Here is an 18,988-nt window from a genome sequence, read left to right as displayed (position 1 = left end):
GACATCATGATAGCAAGAAGGGGCAGTACTGCAGAAACCCTGACGCTCTGTATAGCGAAGAGCTGACCTGCTGTTGTTGCCTGGTGCTCAGTTACGTTGTGCCACGGGCAGAAAGGCCGTAGAGTTCGGGCACATAACGGGGGCAGACCGGTAACGGTCGTCGGAAGAAAGGGCTCTGAGGCGAGTTCCGTTGACCCGGCGTCAGGAAAATGACCGGTTCCAGGGCACATGCTGTAACAAGGAGCAATGAGCGCTGCCGCGCGGCGTCGGCCGGCCATTACCTTTGATATGCCAGCCGATAGCAGACGACTAATACGGGTAAACGTGGCGGATTCAAATACCTACGTGACCTGCCATGCGAGCCTACCAAGAATGTATCTCTACCGCCGCCGACGCACATCCGTCTGAGCGTACACCGGCACTGCTAGACCAGTGAAACGGCTCGCGTGTCGCTCAGACGCGTTCGGCTGCCGGTGTAGGTCCGTGCTTGGTTTCAACACTTCTCGTGAGCCTAAGCCGAGGTAAGGCTCCCAATGAGGCCGATGCGCCTTAAGGAGGAATCGTGGTGTTGCAACAAAACTTGGTGACTTTGAACTAGACTTTGATGCAGTTCCGAGCGTCGTGAAAACTCAATTCATCTGCCGAATAATTGTCAGCAATGGAATGTATTGCAAACGTATTCATTGAGCCCGACGGTGAAACGCAAATGCAAAGAACGATACTTACAACCGTAATTTTCTTCGCATACGTCTTTTCGAACTATGCGATGGCGAATGACGACGTCCGACGCACTCTATGGGTATCGAACTTCGTCGAGAAAATAAAATCTAAACCAGAAAAATTGCTGTTCTTGAGCGAGGCCGAACGCGACTACCGGGTTGCGACTAGGAACCGAGCTTTTGACGAATATCTGATTAATCTACCACAGAGACTAGCGGAAGACGTTTTCCCAGGAAAGAAGGTGCCTCTTGGCTTTGACTACTTGCGGGACAGCATTCCAGGGCGGCCTCAGACTATAAACAAACTACGGGAATACTATAACGAAGATCCAAGCGCGTTTTACCATCTTGGCGAAAAAACGTTCGATATCTTGGGCAAACGCAAAGATGAGTTGACGGACAGAGAGCTTGGCTATAGAAATGTACTTGAAAAAGAGATAAAATCGGGTACCATTCCGGCCCCGAATGCCGACATCAAGACGCTTTTGAACGGTGCACCCGGAACCGCGATGAATGCCATTGCGGAACGTCTAATCATGAAGAGTGATAGCGATAAGAGGGCAATCCTCTCGTCAAACGAATCGTTAAAATCGTTTATCCAGCAGGAGTTCGGATCTAGCGACGCCGCATTTCACGCTGTGAGCGAGAAGATTGATAATGGCTATAAACGAATCGACACTCTAAATGAACAGGTTGACCGTCTAACAAACGAAGCCGACATAAAAAGAGCCAAAGAGCGACGCGATGCCGATATCGCGGAGGGTCGCGCGGGCATTTACATCGCCTCGAAATTGATAGGCATTAGCGACCCAGAGGGAGCACGGATAGTCGACGTCGGAGGTAATGCATCTATAGATATTGCGGTTGCTGTGGCCACGATCACGGACAAGGGTCTATCCCTCGCCGCGACCGGAAATATTGTACAAGCCGCCTTCGCGGTTGCAGGCTTGTTCGATAAGTCTCCTGATGTCAGCGCAGTACATCACAAACAGATCATCTCATTTTTGTCTCAAATAAGCGATCAGCTTACGGTTATCAACAATAAGCTGGACGTGGCAAATGATAATATCATTCTTGTAATCTCCGGAATACAGGAACTCAAGCAAGGTCAATCTGAATCGACCGCAGCGGTTGTGAATCGCATTGATGCCTTAGATCGACAAATAGGGGACGAATTCCGAAATATGAGGAATGATCACATTGCGCTTTTGGCACAGCCTTTTAAGGCCGCGCAAGTAGCCTGTCAGAATGCACCCTCTGGCAGGGAATTCGTGGATAAACAAGATTCCAATATGGGAGTCCAAGCTTCCAACTGTTTGAGTCAGTCACAAATATATGCACTGGAAACCTCGAAAGACAAAGCCTTTAACTATGCGGACTTTAACTTTGACTCCGGGACGTTAAGCACACTGAAAGGACTCCCGGATGTATATGATTTTTTGGGAGTGACCCCGCAAATATTCTCGCGCGTGGGGATTTTTTCGAATCTATCGAATTTCAAAGTAAAAGATTTACAGGCGAGTGATTTTGCCAATTTGCCTCATCCTGATGCTCTTGCGGACGGAGTAAGCGCATTTATTGAGCTTCGAGACCGAATTCCTGAGATGCCGTATGACAACGAGAAGTCTATTCTGAGAAGCTTTTTAGATGAAGCGGAAAGATTGAAGCGTGTTTTCGATGTGGCGTACGAGGCCGATTCTGATACTAGCGGGAAGTACACTACCCAACCCTATCTTAAGTCCCTCGATGATCTAGAGGCAGCTCTTCGCGAGGTTGAGCCGTCGTATTTTGCGTATGCTGAGGCGAATAGCCAAGCTTTGAAGGGTTTGGGTTTGCCGATATGGTGTTTTAACGGGACGGGTTCTGCCGATAATAACTTATGTAACAGCAAGATATCGCTTTTTACTGAAATTGGTTCACAAACGCCACGACACCCTGACCTCGAACATATACTGGGCTATTTTGCGGGTGCCGACCTCGGCGTCACCGGCTTAACCCCGCATAGGACTGACACGAACACGGAGACCACCACTTCCGGACCCAACGGAGTCGTATCGACTGTTACCGCGTGTGGAAGATATCAACCCACCATTGACATTGTTCGCGACCTATCGGGACAAGGGTTGGCAAAAAATTTCTATACCTTCACGAAAAATGAGCGCTGCCAAAATTTTGTTTCGAAGGCATCGGCGACTACTACCGATGCCAGCGCGGATCTTGCCCATCAATTCCAAGTGTTTATAGATTCGCTAAGACAAGAGAGATCTCAGTTTGCGCCGCCGCCTGGTCAGGCGTGGGATGATCCTACACAGGCCCTTGCAATTAGCCAGAGAATTTTGGCTGTGAGACGCAATGACTTCGGGAATTGGACCTTTCGCGAATTCACGAACAATCATTTGCCGAAGCTCTCGTCGGCTGTCGAATCGGTCGATCGATCGGCTTTTGCGTGGGAGTTTTTGGAGCGGATAGGACGAGGCGGATGTTTCGCGGCGATACCTTCAAAGGTCGAACTCTTTGATTCTTCAAAGCCAAACGGCCTTTTGAAGAGCACCGAAATCAAATCGCTTCTTGCTGCAGGCGACCTGATGGGCATTGTCAACAGGATCAAAGATGTGAAGACCCGGAAAGTGAAAGTAAAAGCAAAGGGACAGGAGGTCGAAGTAGTGGCAATTGCAGCTGGAAACGTTGAAGATTATGATTTGAAGAGTTGCTCCCGATTACCAGCTTCTTTAGCCAGAACTCTGCGCGATCTCGACGTTCGCCGCGCCCTGCTAGACGTGAGACTGCGCTCAAAGCGCTAAGAGCTGGTGTGGCGCGCTCGAACTCGGTAAGCTCGCTAGGGATTTTCCGGATGCTGAGATGTCTTACGTACCAGCGCTCATTCGCGCTCGCCTCAAGGAGGAGCTTGGAATACCTAGGGGCGGTGTTCATGCGTTTCCAAACACATAACATCAGAATTCGCCAGCGTGATAGGAACTAAGGCATTCTCGGCGTTCGCCCCGTTCATGGGCGGCAATAGGTTGTGGAGCGCATAGCGAGAAATGGGCAGGCCGACAAGTGCTCGGCCGAACCGACCTCGATGTAGCCAAGAAAAAATGGCTGTTCGTTGGCATACATCGGCCGGTCAGGCGAAGGCCGCCATCGTCTACTTATGGCCGATTTGGTGGGGTCGCCAACGGCCGCTCAGTGAAATTCCAGTCAGCAAAATCTGAATTCATCTGACTGACGGGTTTGGAGAAAGCTGTCTGGCCGGAGTGGGTCGAAAGTACGCATCCATCGAAGACCATAGCAGCCGTTCGCGGTTGTTTTCGGCGAACGACCGGTCTGCAGCAGTGAGCGGGCATACCAGCGTCGATACACGAACGTCGGCTCAGGCCGACCGGACTTGTCGTCATTCCGAAAGACATGGACACCCTGGAAGCTGGCGTTAACCTCTCGTGAGTACCACAGGGTGTTGAGGGTCGCGAGGCGCCTGATAGATTGAGATTGATAATCCCTTTGTCTCGTCTAAGTTTCAGGCGCTTAGCGGTTGTTTGAACGGCTGTGCGTCAGCTCGCCGACCAAGCGTGGATTCCGCTCGACGCTGGAGCGACGCCTTGCGCTTTTCTTCAGCGGTCGCGATGAGGTCGGACAGTTCTCGCTCCATGGCTGAATCTTTGGCACCCGGTTTCCACGTCGCGGCGCCGTGCCGGCGGCGCGTGGTCCTAGCCAGCGCTAGTGCTGACATCGCGGCTTTCGCACATTCGTATTCGACCTGACCGCAAAGGTCCGTCGGCTCGCCGAACTCCCGAAATGCCTCCACGTACTCTCGGGCAGCGTGCACTGTAGCCGGGTACTCACGCAGCTCGGAGATAACTCGGCGGCTCAGGACGTGCCACTGCAGCTTGTCCGGATAGGCAAAAGCAGGGAGGGACACGCCCTTGCTGGCTTCGCGGCTGATAGGGCCGACCGGCTCCGCTGCCGCCCAAACGGCCTTATGCATCATTGTCCGACAGGTTCGAGCGTAGCTTTCCAGCGATAACGCCAACTCCAGTGCAGTGTAGCGTCGCTGACGCCTGCACTCCCGGGCATCCCGCGCCGAAATCCACGCTAGCGTTACGACAGAGCCGACTGCCGCTGACGCTAGCGCCAAAGTTATCGGAGCGTTCCAGCTAAGTCGCTGGAGATATTCAAGCCATTCCTGCCGCATACGAAGCGCCTCGGAGAAAGAGGTGCACAGAGTATAAGCAATCGTTTGCGAAAGTATTCAGCGCAAAAAATCCGGTGTGCATTTTTGCCACAAACGCTTCGATCGGGTGACGCCCATCTTGACAGATCGGGCCGAACCCTCGCACTCGTCCACCCACCATGGGAGGGGGCCATCAAAAGTTTGACGCTGCTTTACTTCTTAAGCGGACGGGGCGGCGGCATTGGGCCGAACGGCGGCAACGAGTCCGCCTGTCGCCGCTCAGGGCAAGAGCCGTTCGATTGCAAGACGATCGACAAGGTTCGGCCAACTAGAGCGGTTCACCATGGCTTGCGCATGGACACTCGAACGTCAGCTATCACTCGGCAGCGGACCGTCGGAGCGCAACACGCTGGTACAAGACGAACGGAGTGGACAAACCTCTAGTATACGGGGTGTCACGCCAGTGGCATCGTCGGGTAGCCAGGTTCGCAAGAGATAACCGCTGAAAGCATCGAAGCGGGGAACTCGCCTCATCGAGAAAGGGCGCGCGGGCCGACGCTGTTGCGCTGGCCCGTGCAGCAGACGCGGGGTCCGCGTCTGAGGATATGAACGCGTCTTTAGAACATCGTGCGAAGTCCGATTGCTACGCCGACCTGATTGGTTCGGCCAACGGTGTTGGTCGGAACGCCCTGGCCGTTGACCCCGCCCGGGTAGTCGGCGGAGAAGGCGCCTGTGCCGCGTGCGAAGTCCGTGATTCCGTAGACTTCCGTGCGCTTCGTGAACGAGTATTCGGCGAGAACGGTAGCCGATTGGTTCACTCCCCTGCCGAGCGTGCCGTCGAGCAGTTCAGCATTGCGCGTCTGCCCGTAGTAGTAGGCGAACGTAAACAGCAGCGCAGGCATGGCGTGCCAGTTCGCACCGACGTAATAGGTGTCGTCGATACGGTTGGGGCTGCCACCCTTCAGTGTCGGCGCGCCGGATTGCTGCATGTAGCTGTCGGTCAAACCAGTCTGATCCTGCCCCCGCAGCCAGCCGGCCAGGAGGCGGATGTCGTGGGTGACCTGAAACGCGCCGCTGATGTGCAGGAAGTTGGTCTTGGCGCCATTGATTGAGCTGCCGACACTGGTGCCAACCGAAGAGCCAGTCGCAGATGTCGGAACGGAGACCTGCTGGAAGCCTGCGTTGAGCATGGCAGGGCCGTATGTGTACGTCAGTTCTACGGCATAGGTGGCGCCGAGACCGACCGCGCCCGGCTGGTTGCCAAAGCCGTAAAGGGCATTGACATCCAGGCCATCGAAGCTGCCCTTGTACTTGACCGAGTTGTTGACTTCGAGGTAAGGGCCGATGCCGTTATACATCCAGCTGTTTTGCCAATAGTTGCCAACGGTCAGCGGGTCGAAGATATCGCCCAGGGTGTCGTAGGCCGGCGCATATTGCCTGCCAAAGGTCAGCGAGCCCCACGTTTTATTCGACAGCCCCACGAAAGCTTGCCGGCTGAACAGTGTGCCAGGGACATGTAGTTGCCCATTAAAGGCTTCGAAGCCGTTCTCAAGGCGGAAGAGTGCGGACCAGCCGTCCCCCAGATCCTCACTGCCCCTCAAGCCCCAACGGCTGTGGGTTTCCGGGCCGGACGTCATGGCGACCTGGTCATTGCCGCCCGGGCCAGCATTCGTCTGATACCGGATGGCTTCATCGATGATGCCGTACAGTGTGACCGAGCTTTGTGCGAATGCCGACGACGCCGCAGCAGCGAAAAGCGCGCCAGTGGCGCTGGAAATAAGTATCTTTTTCATTAGCAATCCACAGTAATTAGTAAGCTGACTGGGGAAGTTTTTCAACGTTCGAAAATAAGACCGTGAAGGGAGCGTAGCGTGTCATTTCATTGAGGCACAAATATAAGTTACGGAGTGTTGTTTATTTGCAGTGCCGGGAACAGGTATGTGCAAATCGTCTGGTTCGGCGACGTTGAACCGGCAATATGGCGAAGCGAATGCGCACAGAAGCGAAGGGCTCACAGCAACTGCGCATTAACGTTCGACGTACGGGGGAAGCACTGGCCCGGCGCTGCGCGCCGATGTTCACTTTAGTAGACTCCTGGGCGGCTAGCGCTGACTCGCTCTGTTTGGTGACGGGTGGCGATGTCCTTGCAACGGCTGCCCCTGACTGCGGCAAAACACGAATTATGACGACACGTTCATATCCGCGCTGCGGGAAACCGGCCATTGAGGAACGGCCACGAGCCTTCCGGTATGAAACCTCGCCTCGGTAGATGACGCGGGCCATGAAAGGACGAACGGCCGTAGTACCCGGCGGATTCAACCCGTCGATGCAACACACTGAAGACTGCGCAAGCAGCAGGAGTGTTGCAAATGAAGCAAAGACGCCGGATTTATTACAGTGAAACGCAGAAAGCGCTGATGTGGGAACGTTGGCGCAACGGCGAATCTCTGCAGAAGATCGCCCAGCTCTTCGATCGTAACCACTCGTCGGTTCAGGGGATTCTGGCTGAGACAGGCGGGATCCAGCCGCCACAAAGGCACCGCTCGGGATTGGCGTTGACGCTGGTGGAGCGCGAAGAGATCTCGCGAGGGCTTGTGGCTGACGATTCGATCCAGTCAATTGCAAAACGACTTTCGCGAGCGCCCGCCACCATATCTGTCGGGAGATCAAACGTAACAGCGGACCAGGCGGTTACCGGGCGACCTACGCCGATCAGCTTGCCTGGGATCGGGCACAGCGTCCCAAAGTCTGTAAGCTGGTTGAGCACCGGATGCTGGCCCAGATGGTTGCAGGTAAGCTCCAGTTACAGTGGTCACCGCAGCAGATTGCCGGATGGCTCAGGCGGGCGTATCCAGATGACGAGGACCACCACGTGTCTCACGAGACGATCTATCGCAGTCTCTTCATCTAGGCCCGTGGTGCCCTGAAGAAGGAGTTGCTGGTGCATTTACGGCGTACCCGTGCCATGCGCCGGTCGCGCCATCACACTCAGAAGACGGACGATCAGGCAGGATTCGGGACACCGTATAAATCAGCGAACGCCCCGCGAGTGTTGAAGACCGCGCGGTGCCCGGGCATTGGGAAGGTGATCTGCTGTACGGCAGCGGAAGCAGCCAGATAGCAAAGCTTGTCGAGCGTCGGACACGCTATGTCATGCTGGTCAGGATCCCCTGCAAGGATAGCGAAACGGTCATTAATGCACTCATCAGACATGCCAGCAAGTTGCCCAGGAACTCTATAAATCGCTGACATGGGATCGGGGAACAGAGACGGCCGGGCACAAACGCTTCACCGTCGCCACTGATATCCAGGTCTACTTCTGCGACCCCCAGCATCCATGGCAGCGTGGATCGAACGAAAACACAAACGGGCTGTTGCGGCAGTACTTCCCTGAAGGCACCGAGCTGTCAGTGTATTCGCAGGCTACGAAACGCCTGCCGAACGGTTCCAGCAAACTATTGCATCGACCGGTTGAATCCGCCTGTCGGAGCGGCGCTTGCGTCAGACTTCCACAACCGAGGGTGCCAAAACGGCAGTGCAACAGCGATGGAAATCAGAACGATGGGCGACGCTTTAGCGAGGCGTCGACCAAAGCCTCGCAATATAGAGCGTTGGCGACCGCTGACACGGACCAGTAAATCCGTAGCTCGATTTTTGATGGCAGGCGTGTCTATAACAGGCACGACTTCCCGCACCGTAATGACCGCTGCGTATTGTTGGCCGTTAGCCAGCCGACCAAATGTTTGAGAACGACGACTTCGGACGGACACTGTTTGTTGCTGCCGCATTAGAATTTGATTTCAGGCACAAATGATGACAAATCTTCCAGACGGCGGCGGATCGCCCGTGCACCCACTTTGATGGACTTTCGACATATCTACTATAGCGGCATCCTGACGCCAATTTTAAGCCCTGTCAGATCTACGGAAAGAACGAGAGATATGGCATAGTTCGATTGCTATAAAAAAGAGGAGGTGTAATGGCAACGTTAGAACAGATTCAGGCGAAACTGCGAAAGCTCCAGGCTCAAGCGGAGGTTCTGCTCGCGAAAAAAGCACAGACCGCTGTCGACCGGATTCGCGCCTTGATGCTTGAACACGGATTGACCACCGCTGACATAGAAGCAAATGCAAAGCCGGGGCGAGGAGGCAAACGCCTGGCAACCGGCACTGGGGGTAAACAACGCGTTGCCACGGAAGTAAAAGCTAAAGGCGACGCGAAGTACCGGCATCCCAAGACAGGGGCAACCTGGAGCGGTCACGGTCGGGCGCCGGCATGGATTGCTGATGCTAAAGACCGAACCCGATTCCTGATCGCACATGATACTGATGCCAAAGTCAGTAGCGCGAAAGGCGCGAAGAAGTCTGAAACCAGGAAATCGGCAGTCGCTACTCGACCTATTGCCAGGAAAGGGCAACTGAAGGGACCACAGCCTGCCATGTATCGCGATCCGAAGTCGGGGGCGACGTGGAGCGGACGCGGCAGGGCGCCAGCCTGGTTGGGCACTAATCGCGCGAAGTTCCTGATAACTGATGCCGGCGTGGCGGCAGTCGAAGAAGGCGACGCGACAGCGGCGGCCCAGCCGCAGGCTTTGGTGGCGGCAAAAGAGGTGCGCGCGAAGGTAGCGACGAAAAAGGCCGTTGCGAAAAAGGTTGCCGCGAAGAAGTCCGCAATCTCGAAGGCATCAGCCACGAAAGGTGCGAAAGCGCCTGCCAGAAAGACTGCTGCTGTCAAGAAGGGCTCGACAAGGAACTCCGTCGAAGATAAGGAAGTAGCAACGGCTTCCGAGGTCGCATCGGTGGCAAAAGCGCCCCGAACGGACGTCGCTTCCTGAAGCAAGGAGTGTTAGGACGTATAAGGTGCAATAGCCTAGACTAAATCTGACAGTGGTCGGTTTCTCGTGCTGTTGCGCGTGGGCGCGGAGGACGTAGTCCGAAGCGACAACGCGCGCGGCGAACCGCAAGGAGTCCACCATGACTCAGGAACAGAAAGTCATCCGCGCCAAGTTCGGCATGCCCGAACTGGCGCGGCAACTGGGCAATGTCAGTCAGGCCTGCCGGTAGTCGGCTATTCCCGCGACAGCTTCTACCGCTTCAGGGAACTGTACGACAAGGGCGGCGAAGCGGCCCTGCAGGAAATTTCTCACCACTGCCCACTGCTGAAGAACCGCGTGGATCCTCAGGTGGAGGCGGCGGTGATCGAACTGGCCTTGGAACTGCCCGCTTACGGCCAGATCCGTATCGCCAACGAGGTGCTCAAACGCCAACCCCTCAGTGTCTCGATGAACAAGCGTCTAAAGGCGCTAGAAGCGAAGTCCGCCCAGGAGGGGCTGGTGCTGACCGAATCGCAACTCACCGCGTTGGGGAGGGCCAAGCTGGAAAAGGAAACGCATGGCGAATTCGAATCCGAATGTCCGAGCTACTGCGGCGCCCAAGACATCTTTTACGTCGGCACGCTCAAGGGCCGTGGGTCGCGTCTACCAGCAGACCTTCGTCGATACCTACTCGAAGGTGGCATCCGCCAAACTCTACGACCGCAAGAGACCGCTGCCCGCAGCCGACCTGCTCAACGATCGCGTCTTACCGTTCTTCGACAGCTACGGCATCCCGCTCGCACGGCTGCTGACCGACCGGGGTACCGAGTATTGCGGCAACCCGGAGCACCATGAATACGAGCTGTATCTGGCCGTGGAAAACATCGATCACACCCGCACCAAAGCTCGTTCTCCACAGACCAACGGCATTGTCGAGCGGCTTCACAAGACCATGCTCAACGAGTTCTATCGCATCGCCTTCCGCAGGAAGATCTACGACTCGATCGCCGCCTTGCAGACCGATCTCGACTTATGGCTTGACCAGTACATCAATGAACGCGAACATCAAGGCCGATGGTGTTATGGCAAGACGCCCATGCGTACCTTCCTCGACTCACTCGAACTCGCCAGGGAGAAACTGATTCCTCACTGAATCACCTTCCTTAATTCACTTCCCCGACTACCTGTCAGGTCCGGCCTAGGCTAATACACCGAACTAAGTTCATGATCGCATCTGACACAGTGACTGCGAGAGGCGAAAGAGCTACAGGCAAGGCAAAGAATGCAATTGAGAAAGCTGGAAGGACTTTTCCCACCGGTGCTCGCGAAGGACAACCGAAGGGCCGCAGCCCGCCATGTACCGCGATCTAGAATCCGGGCTACTTGGAGCGGACGAGGTCGTGCGCCAGCTTGGTTCGGCGCGACTCGCGGCGAAGAAGGTAGGGGCGAAAAAGGTAGCGGCGAAGAAGGGCGTGGCCCAAAAAGCTACGCCGAGAAAGGCGGCCAGAAAAAAAGCAGCTCCACCGAAGGGGACTATTGCGGCAAAGGCGTTGACGACCGCCGGCGGTGCGCCTCGTGAGAAATAGCAGGTGACAAGAAAAGTAATCAGCCGGCATGCCGCTGCAAAGAATGCAATTGTGTGGCCACTGAGGTCGCTCCGAACCGGTCGTACCGGCAGCTGAAGGGAGCGTCTAGCAGGAATTCGGCACGGTGAGGGTGGGACCTTTGGTTCGCCTTCGCCCTTGAGCACGCAGTCAATCGCAGGGCATGGGGCCTTGATCGCTTTCGACAGATCGATGATCTCTGGAATATCGGCGAGATAGTTGGAGGAAAACAGACGGAATTGGGACGCCATTTGTGGACCGAAGGGGTAGCCGCTCCAGCCTTGCCAGGTGATTATGTGAGGATTCCCCGCTAACCCTACCCATGTTGCTAGATCCGATAGATTGCAATGCCCTCCATCGGATCCGGTATATCCGTCCATGGCGCTCGCTCCAGCATATGCTTGGTATCATCATATCCGGCAGTCCAGCGTCGCTCAATTCCCGTCGCCGAGAAATCAATATCCTTGTTCAGATCGTCATCGCCGAAAGCGGGTGCATCAAGTTCCAATACTTGCATGGTCGTGCCGCATCCCCAGTCGAGCAGTTTTTGAACCTCCGGTGAGTCGCGCTTAGCGTCGGGAATGTATTGTCCAAGTTCGCGTATGACGTGACGCAGTCTGTGAATTTGTTTCTGGCGCTCGAGATGGCTTTCCGAGCGGCTAGAGTACTGAATGTCACGCTGGCGGCCCATCACCTGCAAAATGGATTGCGGTTCTGGGCCATTTGATGGCCATAACTGCACTGCAAATATCACTGAATCCCGTCTAGGACGGTCGTCAAGAACCGCTTCGAGCGGTGTATTCGAATAAATGCCTCCGTCCCAGTACGACTCTCCTTCAAGCCGTACAGATGGGAAACCGGGAGGGAACGCCGTGGATGCCATTATGTGCTGAATATGGATGGCGTCGTCGCGATTGGTGAAGTAGCGCATACGTCCGCTGCCGACGGCGACTGTACCAACAGTTAGCCGGGTCTTCTTCCGATTCAAGTATTCGAAGTTGATGAGCGAGCATAAGGTCTCCCGCAAGGGCCCAGTCGAGTAAAACGCGGCTTGATCGGTGCCGAGGCGCGTGCCAATTCCAGCCCACGCTTCCGGGCGTGGCAAAAAAAATGAGGGGACGCCTTGCGTGATAACTTCTAGGTCGCGTAACCAGTTGGCTAAACCTGGCAACCATGCCGCCATTGGGGACTGTTGATGTGCGACGCCCTCCCAGAACTTCCTTAAACGCGGCAACCGGTTCTCGGGTGAGTTCCCCGCGATTATCGCGCCGTTTATGGCGCCGATAGATGTTCCTATCACCCAGTCCGGTTCGACCGTGGCGTCATGAAGCGCCTCATAGACGCCGGCCTGATAAGCGCCAAGCGCGCCGCCACCTTGGAAAACAAGAACGACCTGCCCTGGAATGCCAATCGCAGCGTTAGATTGGCCAACCACTGGAGCGTCGCATTGACTCTGCGGAGTTTCAGCCATATCGCATCTCCCAGGCGGTTGGGGGCTAATCGGATTTTGCCACGTCTACTGTGGACGCGCAGCGAATGCTTCTCCGTGGCTTGCTAGCGGCCTGTTGACCGGTGTACAAGTCGTCGTCGCTAGATGAGGTGCTCGCGCTACCGGAGTTGCCGCTTTGTGCTTGGTGCTGACGCCGAGTATCCAGCAGAGACGGCCGAGATCCTGGGCGCGTTAGCCTGGTGCACGTGAGTTGCCAGACTCGAGACCTAGACCGGGCGCGCACTGCCGGACGCATGCACAGACCGCCATGGGTTGAACCATACCTATGCATTCTTCCCACGGGCACGGTCGTTCATCGGAGTGCTCTTCCCAATCTGATGGAATATCATGGGAACATCGCCTGCAAGCTGAGGTGTGCACATGTGCGGACTGGAACTGCAGCCAGCTGTTTAGGCGGGCATTATTGTGTCAGTTGAAATTCGTGCACGGTCGACCGCCTATGCTACATAGCCACCGTTTACGTCGAGAACGGAGCCAGTGATGTACCCGGCATCAGGTCCTGCCAGAAACACAATCGCAGCGGCGACTTCTTCGACCTTAGCCATCCGACGGATGGCATGGGAGTCCATGATGATCGGCGCAAATTGTCTTTCGATCCTGCTGCCATGTCCGTGTCCATAATGCCCGCCTGCCAACGTTTACTGTAATGTTGCGTGGACCGACCGATATGATCCGCCCACCTTCCGGCAGAATTCGTGCGGCGGCCCGGATGTTTGCGGTCACACCTGCTGTGTTGATTGACCATTGCCTATCCATTGCGGCGTTGTCAATTTCGGGGATCGTCGATGGTCTTTCCCTGCAGGGCGATTGCCGCGTTGTTGACGAGGATGTCGAGTCTGCCAAACGCGTCTACGACCTGCCGGACTGCGGACTGCGGAATCGGCAATCGAGGAGTCGCCTTGATCTGCGCGTATAGCAGCAGCTCGTACGCGCTTTTTCTCGAGGCTTTCGAACACAGCAGCTGCTTTTTCCTCGGATGCTACGTAGCTGATTGCGACGTCGGCGCCGCTTTCTGCTAGCGCTGAGACCGTCGCAGCGCCAAGGTCAAGGACCCGCCTGTGACCAGTGCTACTTTTCCCGAAAGTGTCTTGCTCATTTAAACTCCTTTTGTTGAATTGGACGTGCTCGTCGCACGTCACCAAGGAAGGCGGTGCTCGGAGCGAAAAGAAGCCTTCAGTCGTTCCGTCTTCTCTAAGACCCGCGCATACCGTCCGCCATAGATGATTCCTAGCATCTGGAGCCCCGTGATTCGCAGATCATTGACCTTCTTTCACTTTCTGAAAGATTCTTGATGCTACCGCAAGGGTAGCGCGAGACAGCGGGCCCAAGCGTTCCGCCAACAGATTTCCGTTTGCGTCGTAGAATAGCGTCGTGGGGTCGTCTTTTATGGCTGCCTTCCTAGAAACAGCGATATCCACCAACTCGGCTTGCGTGTAGCCTGCGTCAATCATCGCGGAGAGCTCTTCGTCTCTGACCGTCCGTGTATAAGAACCAAATTTCGCACAAGGTGCGCAGGCGCGTCTCGTTTGACGTTGCCAGATGGTTGGGCCGCGCGGATTTTCCGGGTCGCGTCTTCTGACAGGCCCCCCATCTTTCCGATTCCAGTATGTGCAGCCACGCAGTAGTCACATCCAACCGCCTCGCTCACCAAGGTTAATGGCTCCGTGGCCCTGTCATTTAACGCGCTTAGGCTGACAATATCGTCTGCCGAAAGGACGCGCTTAGTGCCTCGGTTTATGTGTGTCGCCTGTGAGATATACGTTCGAAACCTCACCCACGATTTCTTGATTTTTCCGAAGATATCTGCTGCCGCGCCGTTTGCTTGGTCTGGTTGAATCATTGAAATTATAGGCATTCTGTACTCCTTAGTCTAAGCATAAGAAGGTTCTAAGTAGAATTATCTGTCACCTTCTGCAACGGTGCTACCGGTTAAGAACGACCACTGTCGAGAATGCACGGCGACGAACACCGAGCAATAGCCGCCTAAGTGCCTCTCCAGTCGCCACCCTGAACTCCGGCACGACCGGGTACGCCACAGCCTTCGACGATGCGAGTGCGGCAGGTCCCACAACTGTCACCGCGACAACCGAATTCCGGGGCCACGCCGCGTGACTCGGCAAGATACAGCAACGAACCGGCCCCAGGGGTTCCACCGTGCTTCCTTGTCGAACTTAACGAACGCGACCGGCGTCGGTCGGTCTGCCGGCAAATGCATAGGGTCCACATCGCTCGCGCCCCCGTCTCACGACGCAATCCTGCTGGACCTAAAGCGTCGGCGTGACTCCTGTTGTCGGCGATGTTTAGCTTGAGAAGGTCGTCATACAACGACTGCATGAACCCCCCGGTCCACATAGATAGAAAACCGTAGTCATTAAACGGCAATGTCTCGCCCAGAAGCGCAACGTCGAGCCGGCCAGCAACACTGAAATCCTTAATCATTTCTGTGCCCTTGCTATCAGTCAGCAAGCGCACCACGCGCACTTCGCCGTTGGCGGCGGCCGCCAGTTGGTCGATTTCTTTCGTGAGGGCCCCTCGGCTAGCGAACGTGCAGTACGAGAGAACGACGCCGGACGAACCCGACGCCTGCTGCCAGCAGCACCGCCGGACGGCGCTGGGCGGCGTCGACAGTGAACTGGCCCGCCGGTGCCCGCGTCTCAATGACACTCCCTATCCCGAGCGTTGCGTGTAAATGGCGGAAACGGGCCCTTGGCGCTTGACGCTTATCCTGTGCAGGCCGTCCGCCGAAGCCGTCGCGAATGTGTAGGTTCGGATCACTGGTTCAGTGCATCCGGGCGGCGTAAGGCGAATTGGCAAATGTTGGCCCACTGCGTGTCGGATCAGACCCGCGCCGTCTACCGGCTCAAAGTAAAACGAACGGATTACCGAACTCTCTACACCGATCTTGGCCCTCCGGACTGGGTTGATCAGGCAGGCTGCTGATACGTTTAAACATGTATTTGAGTCGCCTGAGCATTCGCAAGATTAGCGGTCAGACGTACATTCAATTATTGGTCGAAGCTCGGTTACCTGTGTTATGCAGGATGCGCCTTCGATACCGTTTGATCGAACCTCCGACAAAACGTCGTTTTTGTTCGGCGAGGGATCCACACGCAGGATGCTAGCAGCGTAGCCACGCCGCATAAACAGCGTCCAATCTTCGAGAAAATTTTCATGGAAACACTTTCAGCGAGCGTTGCCTTGCCACCCTCGCGCCGTTTAGGCGCATTGGAGCACTTTTTTTGGCTTGCGGACCAAAACCGGCCGACGCACTTCGCTATGGTAGCGGAAATAGCGGGAGTAACATCGCTGGATCAGTGGAGGCGTGCCATTGATACGGTTAGAGATATGCACTCCATACTACGGTCAAGCATTGAGGTGAATGCCGACGGACTACCGTTTTTCCAACCGTTGCAAAAACCCGTGAACGCTTTGCGCATCGTCGAGGAAGCCGATTGGCGATGGGAGCTAGAGGTGACACGTGAGCTACAGTCATCATTTGCTCGATCGACCGCACCACTTGTCCGGTTTGTGCTTGAGCGTAGGGAGTCAATGGCGACGTTGATTGTGGTTGCTCACCATGCTGTCGCGGATGGGATGTCCGTTGTCTATCTGATTCGTGAAATCCTTGACGCCTTGACAAAACAACCAGTCAGGCGAGCAACACTCTCCGAGCCTTTGGAAACTCGATTGGGAGACCGCTTAGCCTCGTTGCCTAAAGACTATTCCGTCGATAGTGAGCGCATCCCGCAGCGAAAGCAGGTCAATCTCCGTCCGGTAGACGGCCCCCCTCCAAAGGTTCAGACACATGCGCTGGGGAGAACTTTCCTCGCTCAATTGATCCGACGTGCGCATGGGGAGAGGGTGACTATCCACGCTGTGCTGGGCGCAGCATTCTCGCTTGCCAGCCGAAATATGGAGGGAGCCAGCGATGCAATGCCAATACAGCTGTTCTCGCCTGTAAGCATGCGACCCGAGTTTGTTAGAGACGGGGAAGCAATCGGAGTTTTCCTTGCCGCAGTGATCACAAGCTTAAAATCCGGCGATTCAACGTTCTGGCGACTAGCGAGGGAGTTCACTGAAATTTTGCGCGAAGAGCGCGCGCCCGAACGATTACTGAGGTCCGTCGGCGGTCTGGAAGCTGCCATCGCTTCAAATCCGCCCGCGTTTGCGATCGCTGATCTTATGACGAACAGTTTTAATTGGGACATCCTGCTCAGCAATCTCGGAGATTTGTCGATTCCGACAAATTATGGTGCGTTGACTCTGAGGGCGATCTGGGGGCCTTCTGTGTCTTTGGGACTTGACCGGGAGCAGGCCATAGGTGTGGCAACCCTAGGAAATATACTTCGGCTCGTGCATACGAGTTACAAGCCCCTTGAAGGGCTGCTGGACGAGGCCGTTAGAATATTGACAGATGCACTTGTCGAGTCCTCGGCCGACTAGATGGTGCTCGGCGAATTCCGATGAAGCCTCTTAGCCGTAAGCAGAGGACCTGAGCCGACATGAAACCCTTAAGAAACGCGGTAATCGAACGGTCACGAATGCGGGGTACAAGCTGAAGGGCAGTGAGCAGCTTGTTCGTGCCGTACGGACCTGACTCGGTTTCGGATAGCAGACGTTTGAATTGACATAGATGCCACCGCTCGGACCTGCTGGTAAGCGCCGATCCGGCCACCCCCGCTCACTTGAGAACCGAAATAGTTTCGATTGCGTTGATTTTTTTTGCGGTACGCAGACCGGTGCCATCAATGGCGACAAGCTTAATTCCTGAAACGAGGCTTGATCGGCGCCCTTTGCGATCTGATTTTTTTGTAGAGTCTAAAAGGAGCCGTTCGACTTGTGCGGTTCAATGCGTTGACGAGCTTGGGTGATTGCGCTTTTACTAATGAACGCGCGGTCCGGTCAGGGCAACGCGATGCCAAGCTCGTCAACAACGTCTCACCCGGACTGAGGTCGATATAGTGTGAGCGCTATGACTAACCAGACGCCCACCGGTAGGCGGCCGCTACGTTAAATGCATACTGTCCCAGTTGCTCGTACGGCACTGCCGATCCAGGCTAATGGAACATATTCGTGCAATCAGTAGGATCCGACTGCACCTCTAGCTGTTCTGGAGACATTTAGATCCCGGGTACTCATGACGGAGGAGGTTAGCACCGTCGGGGCTCCGGTTACACCTGCGTTTAAGGGAACTCGTTCGACGTTATCCCTCACTAAATGGACGGCATTAGGTATACACGGTGACGGTCACGAGTCTTGCAGCTTATTTTTTGGGTCTACCGTGCGTGGCTCGCCCGTGGTTCAACCATTGACACTTCCGTCAAGGAATGGACCTCGTTTCCGTCCGTGAATAAAATTGATTGATAGCATCCGCGAAGGTTGCGCGCGAGAATGGTCCTACATGTCTTCCCAACAGATTACCTTTTGAGTCGTAGAAGAGGGTAGTCGGGTAACCGCTCACGGAAATGGCTCTCGATATGACGAGACCTGGGTCAAGCAGAACATGCTTGACTTGCAAACCGTGCGAATCGAGATAGTCAAAAACGCGATCGTGCGTCTCACCTTGGTTCACAAACACGATATTGATGTCTTGATGGCTCGCCTGTGCTTCAGCCAATAGTGGCATCTCAGCCTGACAAGGAGCGCACCACGTCGCCCACAAGTTCAACACTGTGGGGTGCCCGTCCCTTCCGGCAACGGGCTCACGTTCGCCATTTACGTCCAGCAGAGAAACTGCAGGAACTGATTGGGGCGGTTTAGATATGGTCGTGACTGCGGATGCCGCGATCCATACCGTCGCCCCCGCAACTATCGCGACGAGTAGGGGGCCTCGAAACGAACGTTGGCGCGCGAAATACCAGAGCATGAGACAACCTCCGGCGACAATTCCCGGGATCAGGTCAAAGCCGAGGTCTCTGATGTCTAGAACCGTCAAGAAATCTTTCCGATAAGCGGGCAAATACCTCATGACGAAGGAGATTCGTGCAGACAACAGCCCAACAGCTACGCTGACCAATATCGGTGTATCGACGCTAACACGACGTCTACCATAGAGCCAACCCGCAGTCAGCGATGTAATGATGCTGCAAAATAGGATCAATGGTGCTACGGGAAATGGAAACAGTTCGGCATTCATGGGGACGTTTTGGGTCGGTATCGCGAAGCGCAGGGTAG

10 protein-coding genes, 2 pseudogenes and 1 other annotated feature are annotated in these 18,988 nt (G+C 55.4%); of the genes and pseudogenes, 6 read left to right on the top strand and 6 right to left on the bottom strand.

Annotation, left to right across the window (positions count from 1 at the left end; translation table 11 throughout):
- Positions 1-766: 766 nt before the first annotated feature.
- On the top strand, positions 767-3,520 hold the full coding sequence (locus B0G80_RS29320; RefSeq protein WP_147309939.1) for a hypothetical protein: 2,754 nt from the start codon (positions 767-769) through the stop codon (positions 3,518-3,520).
- Positions 3,521-4,233: 713 nt separating this feature from the next.
- On the opposite strand, the gene B0G80_RS29315 is transcribed toward B0G80_RS29320, so the two are convergent.
- Entirely contained in the window at positions 4,234-4,704 is a 471-nt protein-coding gene (locus B0G80_RS29315) for a hypothetical protein (protein WP_258879070.1), read from the bottom strand.
- 579 nt (positions 4,705-5,283) lie between these two features.
- Positions 5,284-5,420: a sequence feature (23S ribosomal RNA rRNA prediction is too short), on the top strand.
- Positions 5,421-5,504: 84 nt separating this feature from the next.
- On the bottom strand, positions 5,505-6,680 hold the full coding sequence (locus B0G80_RS29310; RefSeq protein ID WP_116121477.1) for a porin: 1,176 nt from the start codon (positions 6,678-6,680) through the stop codon (positions 5,505-5,507).
- A gap of 576 nt (positions 6,681-7,256) precedes the next feature.
- Here B0G80_RS29310 and B0G80_RS29305 point away from each other — a divergent pair.
- From B0G80_RS29305 to B0G80_RS46125, 4 genes and pseudogenes are all read left to right on the top strand, one after another.
- Positions 7,257-8,362, top strand: a pseudogene (locus B0G80_RS29305) (IS30 family transposase).
- 504 nt (positions 8,363-8,866) lie between these two features.
- Positions 8,867-9,721 (top strand): H-NS family nucleoid-associated regulatory protein, encoded by an 855-nt coding sequence (locus B0G80_RS29300; RefSeq protein ID WP_116121476.1) that lies wholly within the window; start codon positions 8,867-8,869, stop codon positions 9,719-9,721.
- Positions 9,722-9,860: 139 nt separating this feature from the next.
- A pseudogene (locus B0G80_RS29295) lies at positions 9,861-10,853 on the top strand (IS481 family transposase).
- 202 nt (positions 10,854-11,055) lie between these two features.
- Positions 11,056-11,286 carry a hypothetical protein gene (locus B0G80_RS46125; RefSeq protein WP_181920093.1) on the top strand — a complete coding sequence of 77 codons (231 nt, stop codon included), beginning with the start codon at positions 11,056-11,058 and terminating at the stop codon, positions 11,284-11,286.
- A gap of 346 nt (positions 11,287-11,632) precedes the next feature.
- On the opposite strand, the gene B0G80_RS29285 is transcribed toward B0G80_RS46125, so the two are convergent.
- From B0G80_RS29285 to B0G80_RS47320, 3 genes are all read right to left on the bottom strand, one after another.
- Entirely contained in the window at positions 11,633-12,775 is a 1,143-nt protein-coding gene (locus B0G80_RS29285; protein ID WP_116121474.1) for a patatin-like phospholipase family protein, read from the bottom strand.
- Between the two features lie 476 nt (positions 12,776-13,251).
- Complete coding sequence (locus B0G80_RS47325) at positions 13,252-13,359, bottom strand: SDR family oxidoreductase (RefSeq protein ID WP_258879236.1); 108 nt, start codon at positions 13,357-13,359, stop codon at positions 13,252-13,254.
- A gap of 1,438 nt (positions 13,360-14,797) precedes the next feature.
- The gene (locus B0G80_RS47320; protein ID WP_258879235.1) at positions 14,798-15,040 is read right to left on the bottom strand and encodes a 2Fe-2S iron-sulfur cluster-binding protein; all 243 of its coding nucleotides are present in this window, start codon (positions 15,038-15,040) and stop codon (positions 14,798-14,800) included.
- A 945-nt stretch (positions 15,041-15,985) separates the two neighbouring features.
- Here B0G80_RS47320 and B0G80_RS29265 point away from each other — a divergent pair.
- The gene (locus B0G80_RS29265) at positions 15,986-17,257 is read left to right on the top strand and encodes a condensation domain-containing protein (protein ID WP_116121472.1); all 1,272 of its coding nucleotides are present in this window, start codon (positions 15,986-15,988) and stop codon (positions 17,255-17,257) included.
- Between the two features lie 877 nt (positions 17,258-18,134).
- Here the strand turns inward: B0G80_RS29265 and B0G80_RS29260 are convergent.
- Complete coding sequence (locus B0G80_RS29260; RefSeq protein ID WP_116121471.1) at positions 18,135-18,950, bottom strand: TlpA disulfide reductase family protein; 816 nt, start codon at positions 18,948-18,950, stop codon at positions 18,135-18,137.
- Between the last annotated feature and the right edge of the window lie 38 nt (positions 18,951-18,988).

The organism is Paraburkholderia sp. BL6669N2 (genome assembly GCF_003387275.1).
In the GTDB taxonomy this organism is placed as follows: Bacteria; Pseudomonadota; Gammaproteobacteria; order Burkholderiales; family Burkholderiaceae; genus Paraburkholderia.
This window is presented reverse-complemented; position numbering and strand designations above follow the sequence as displayed.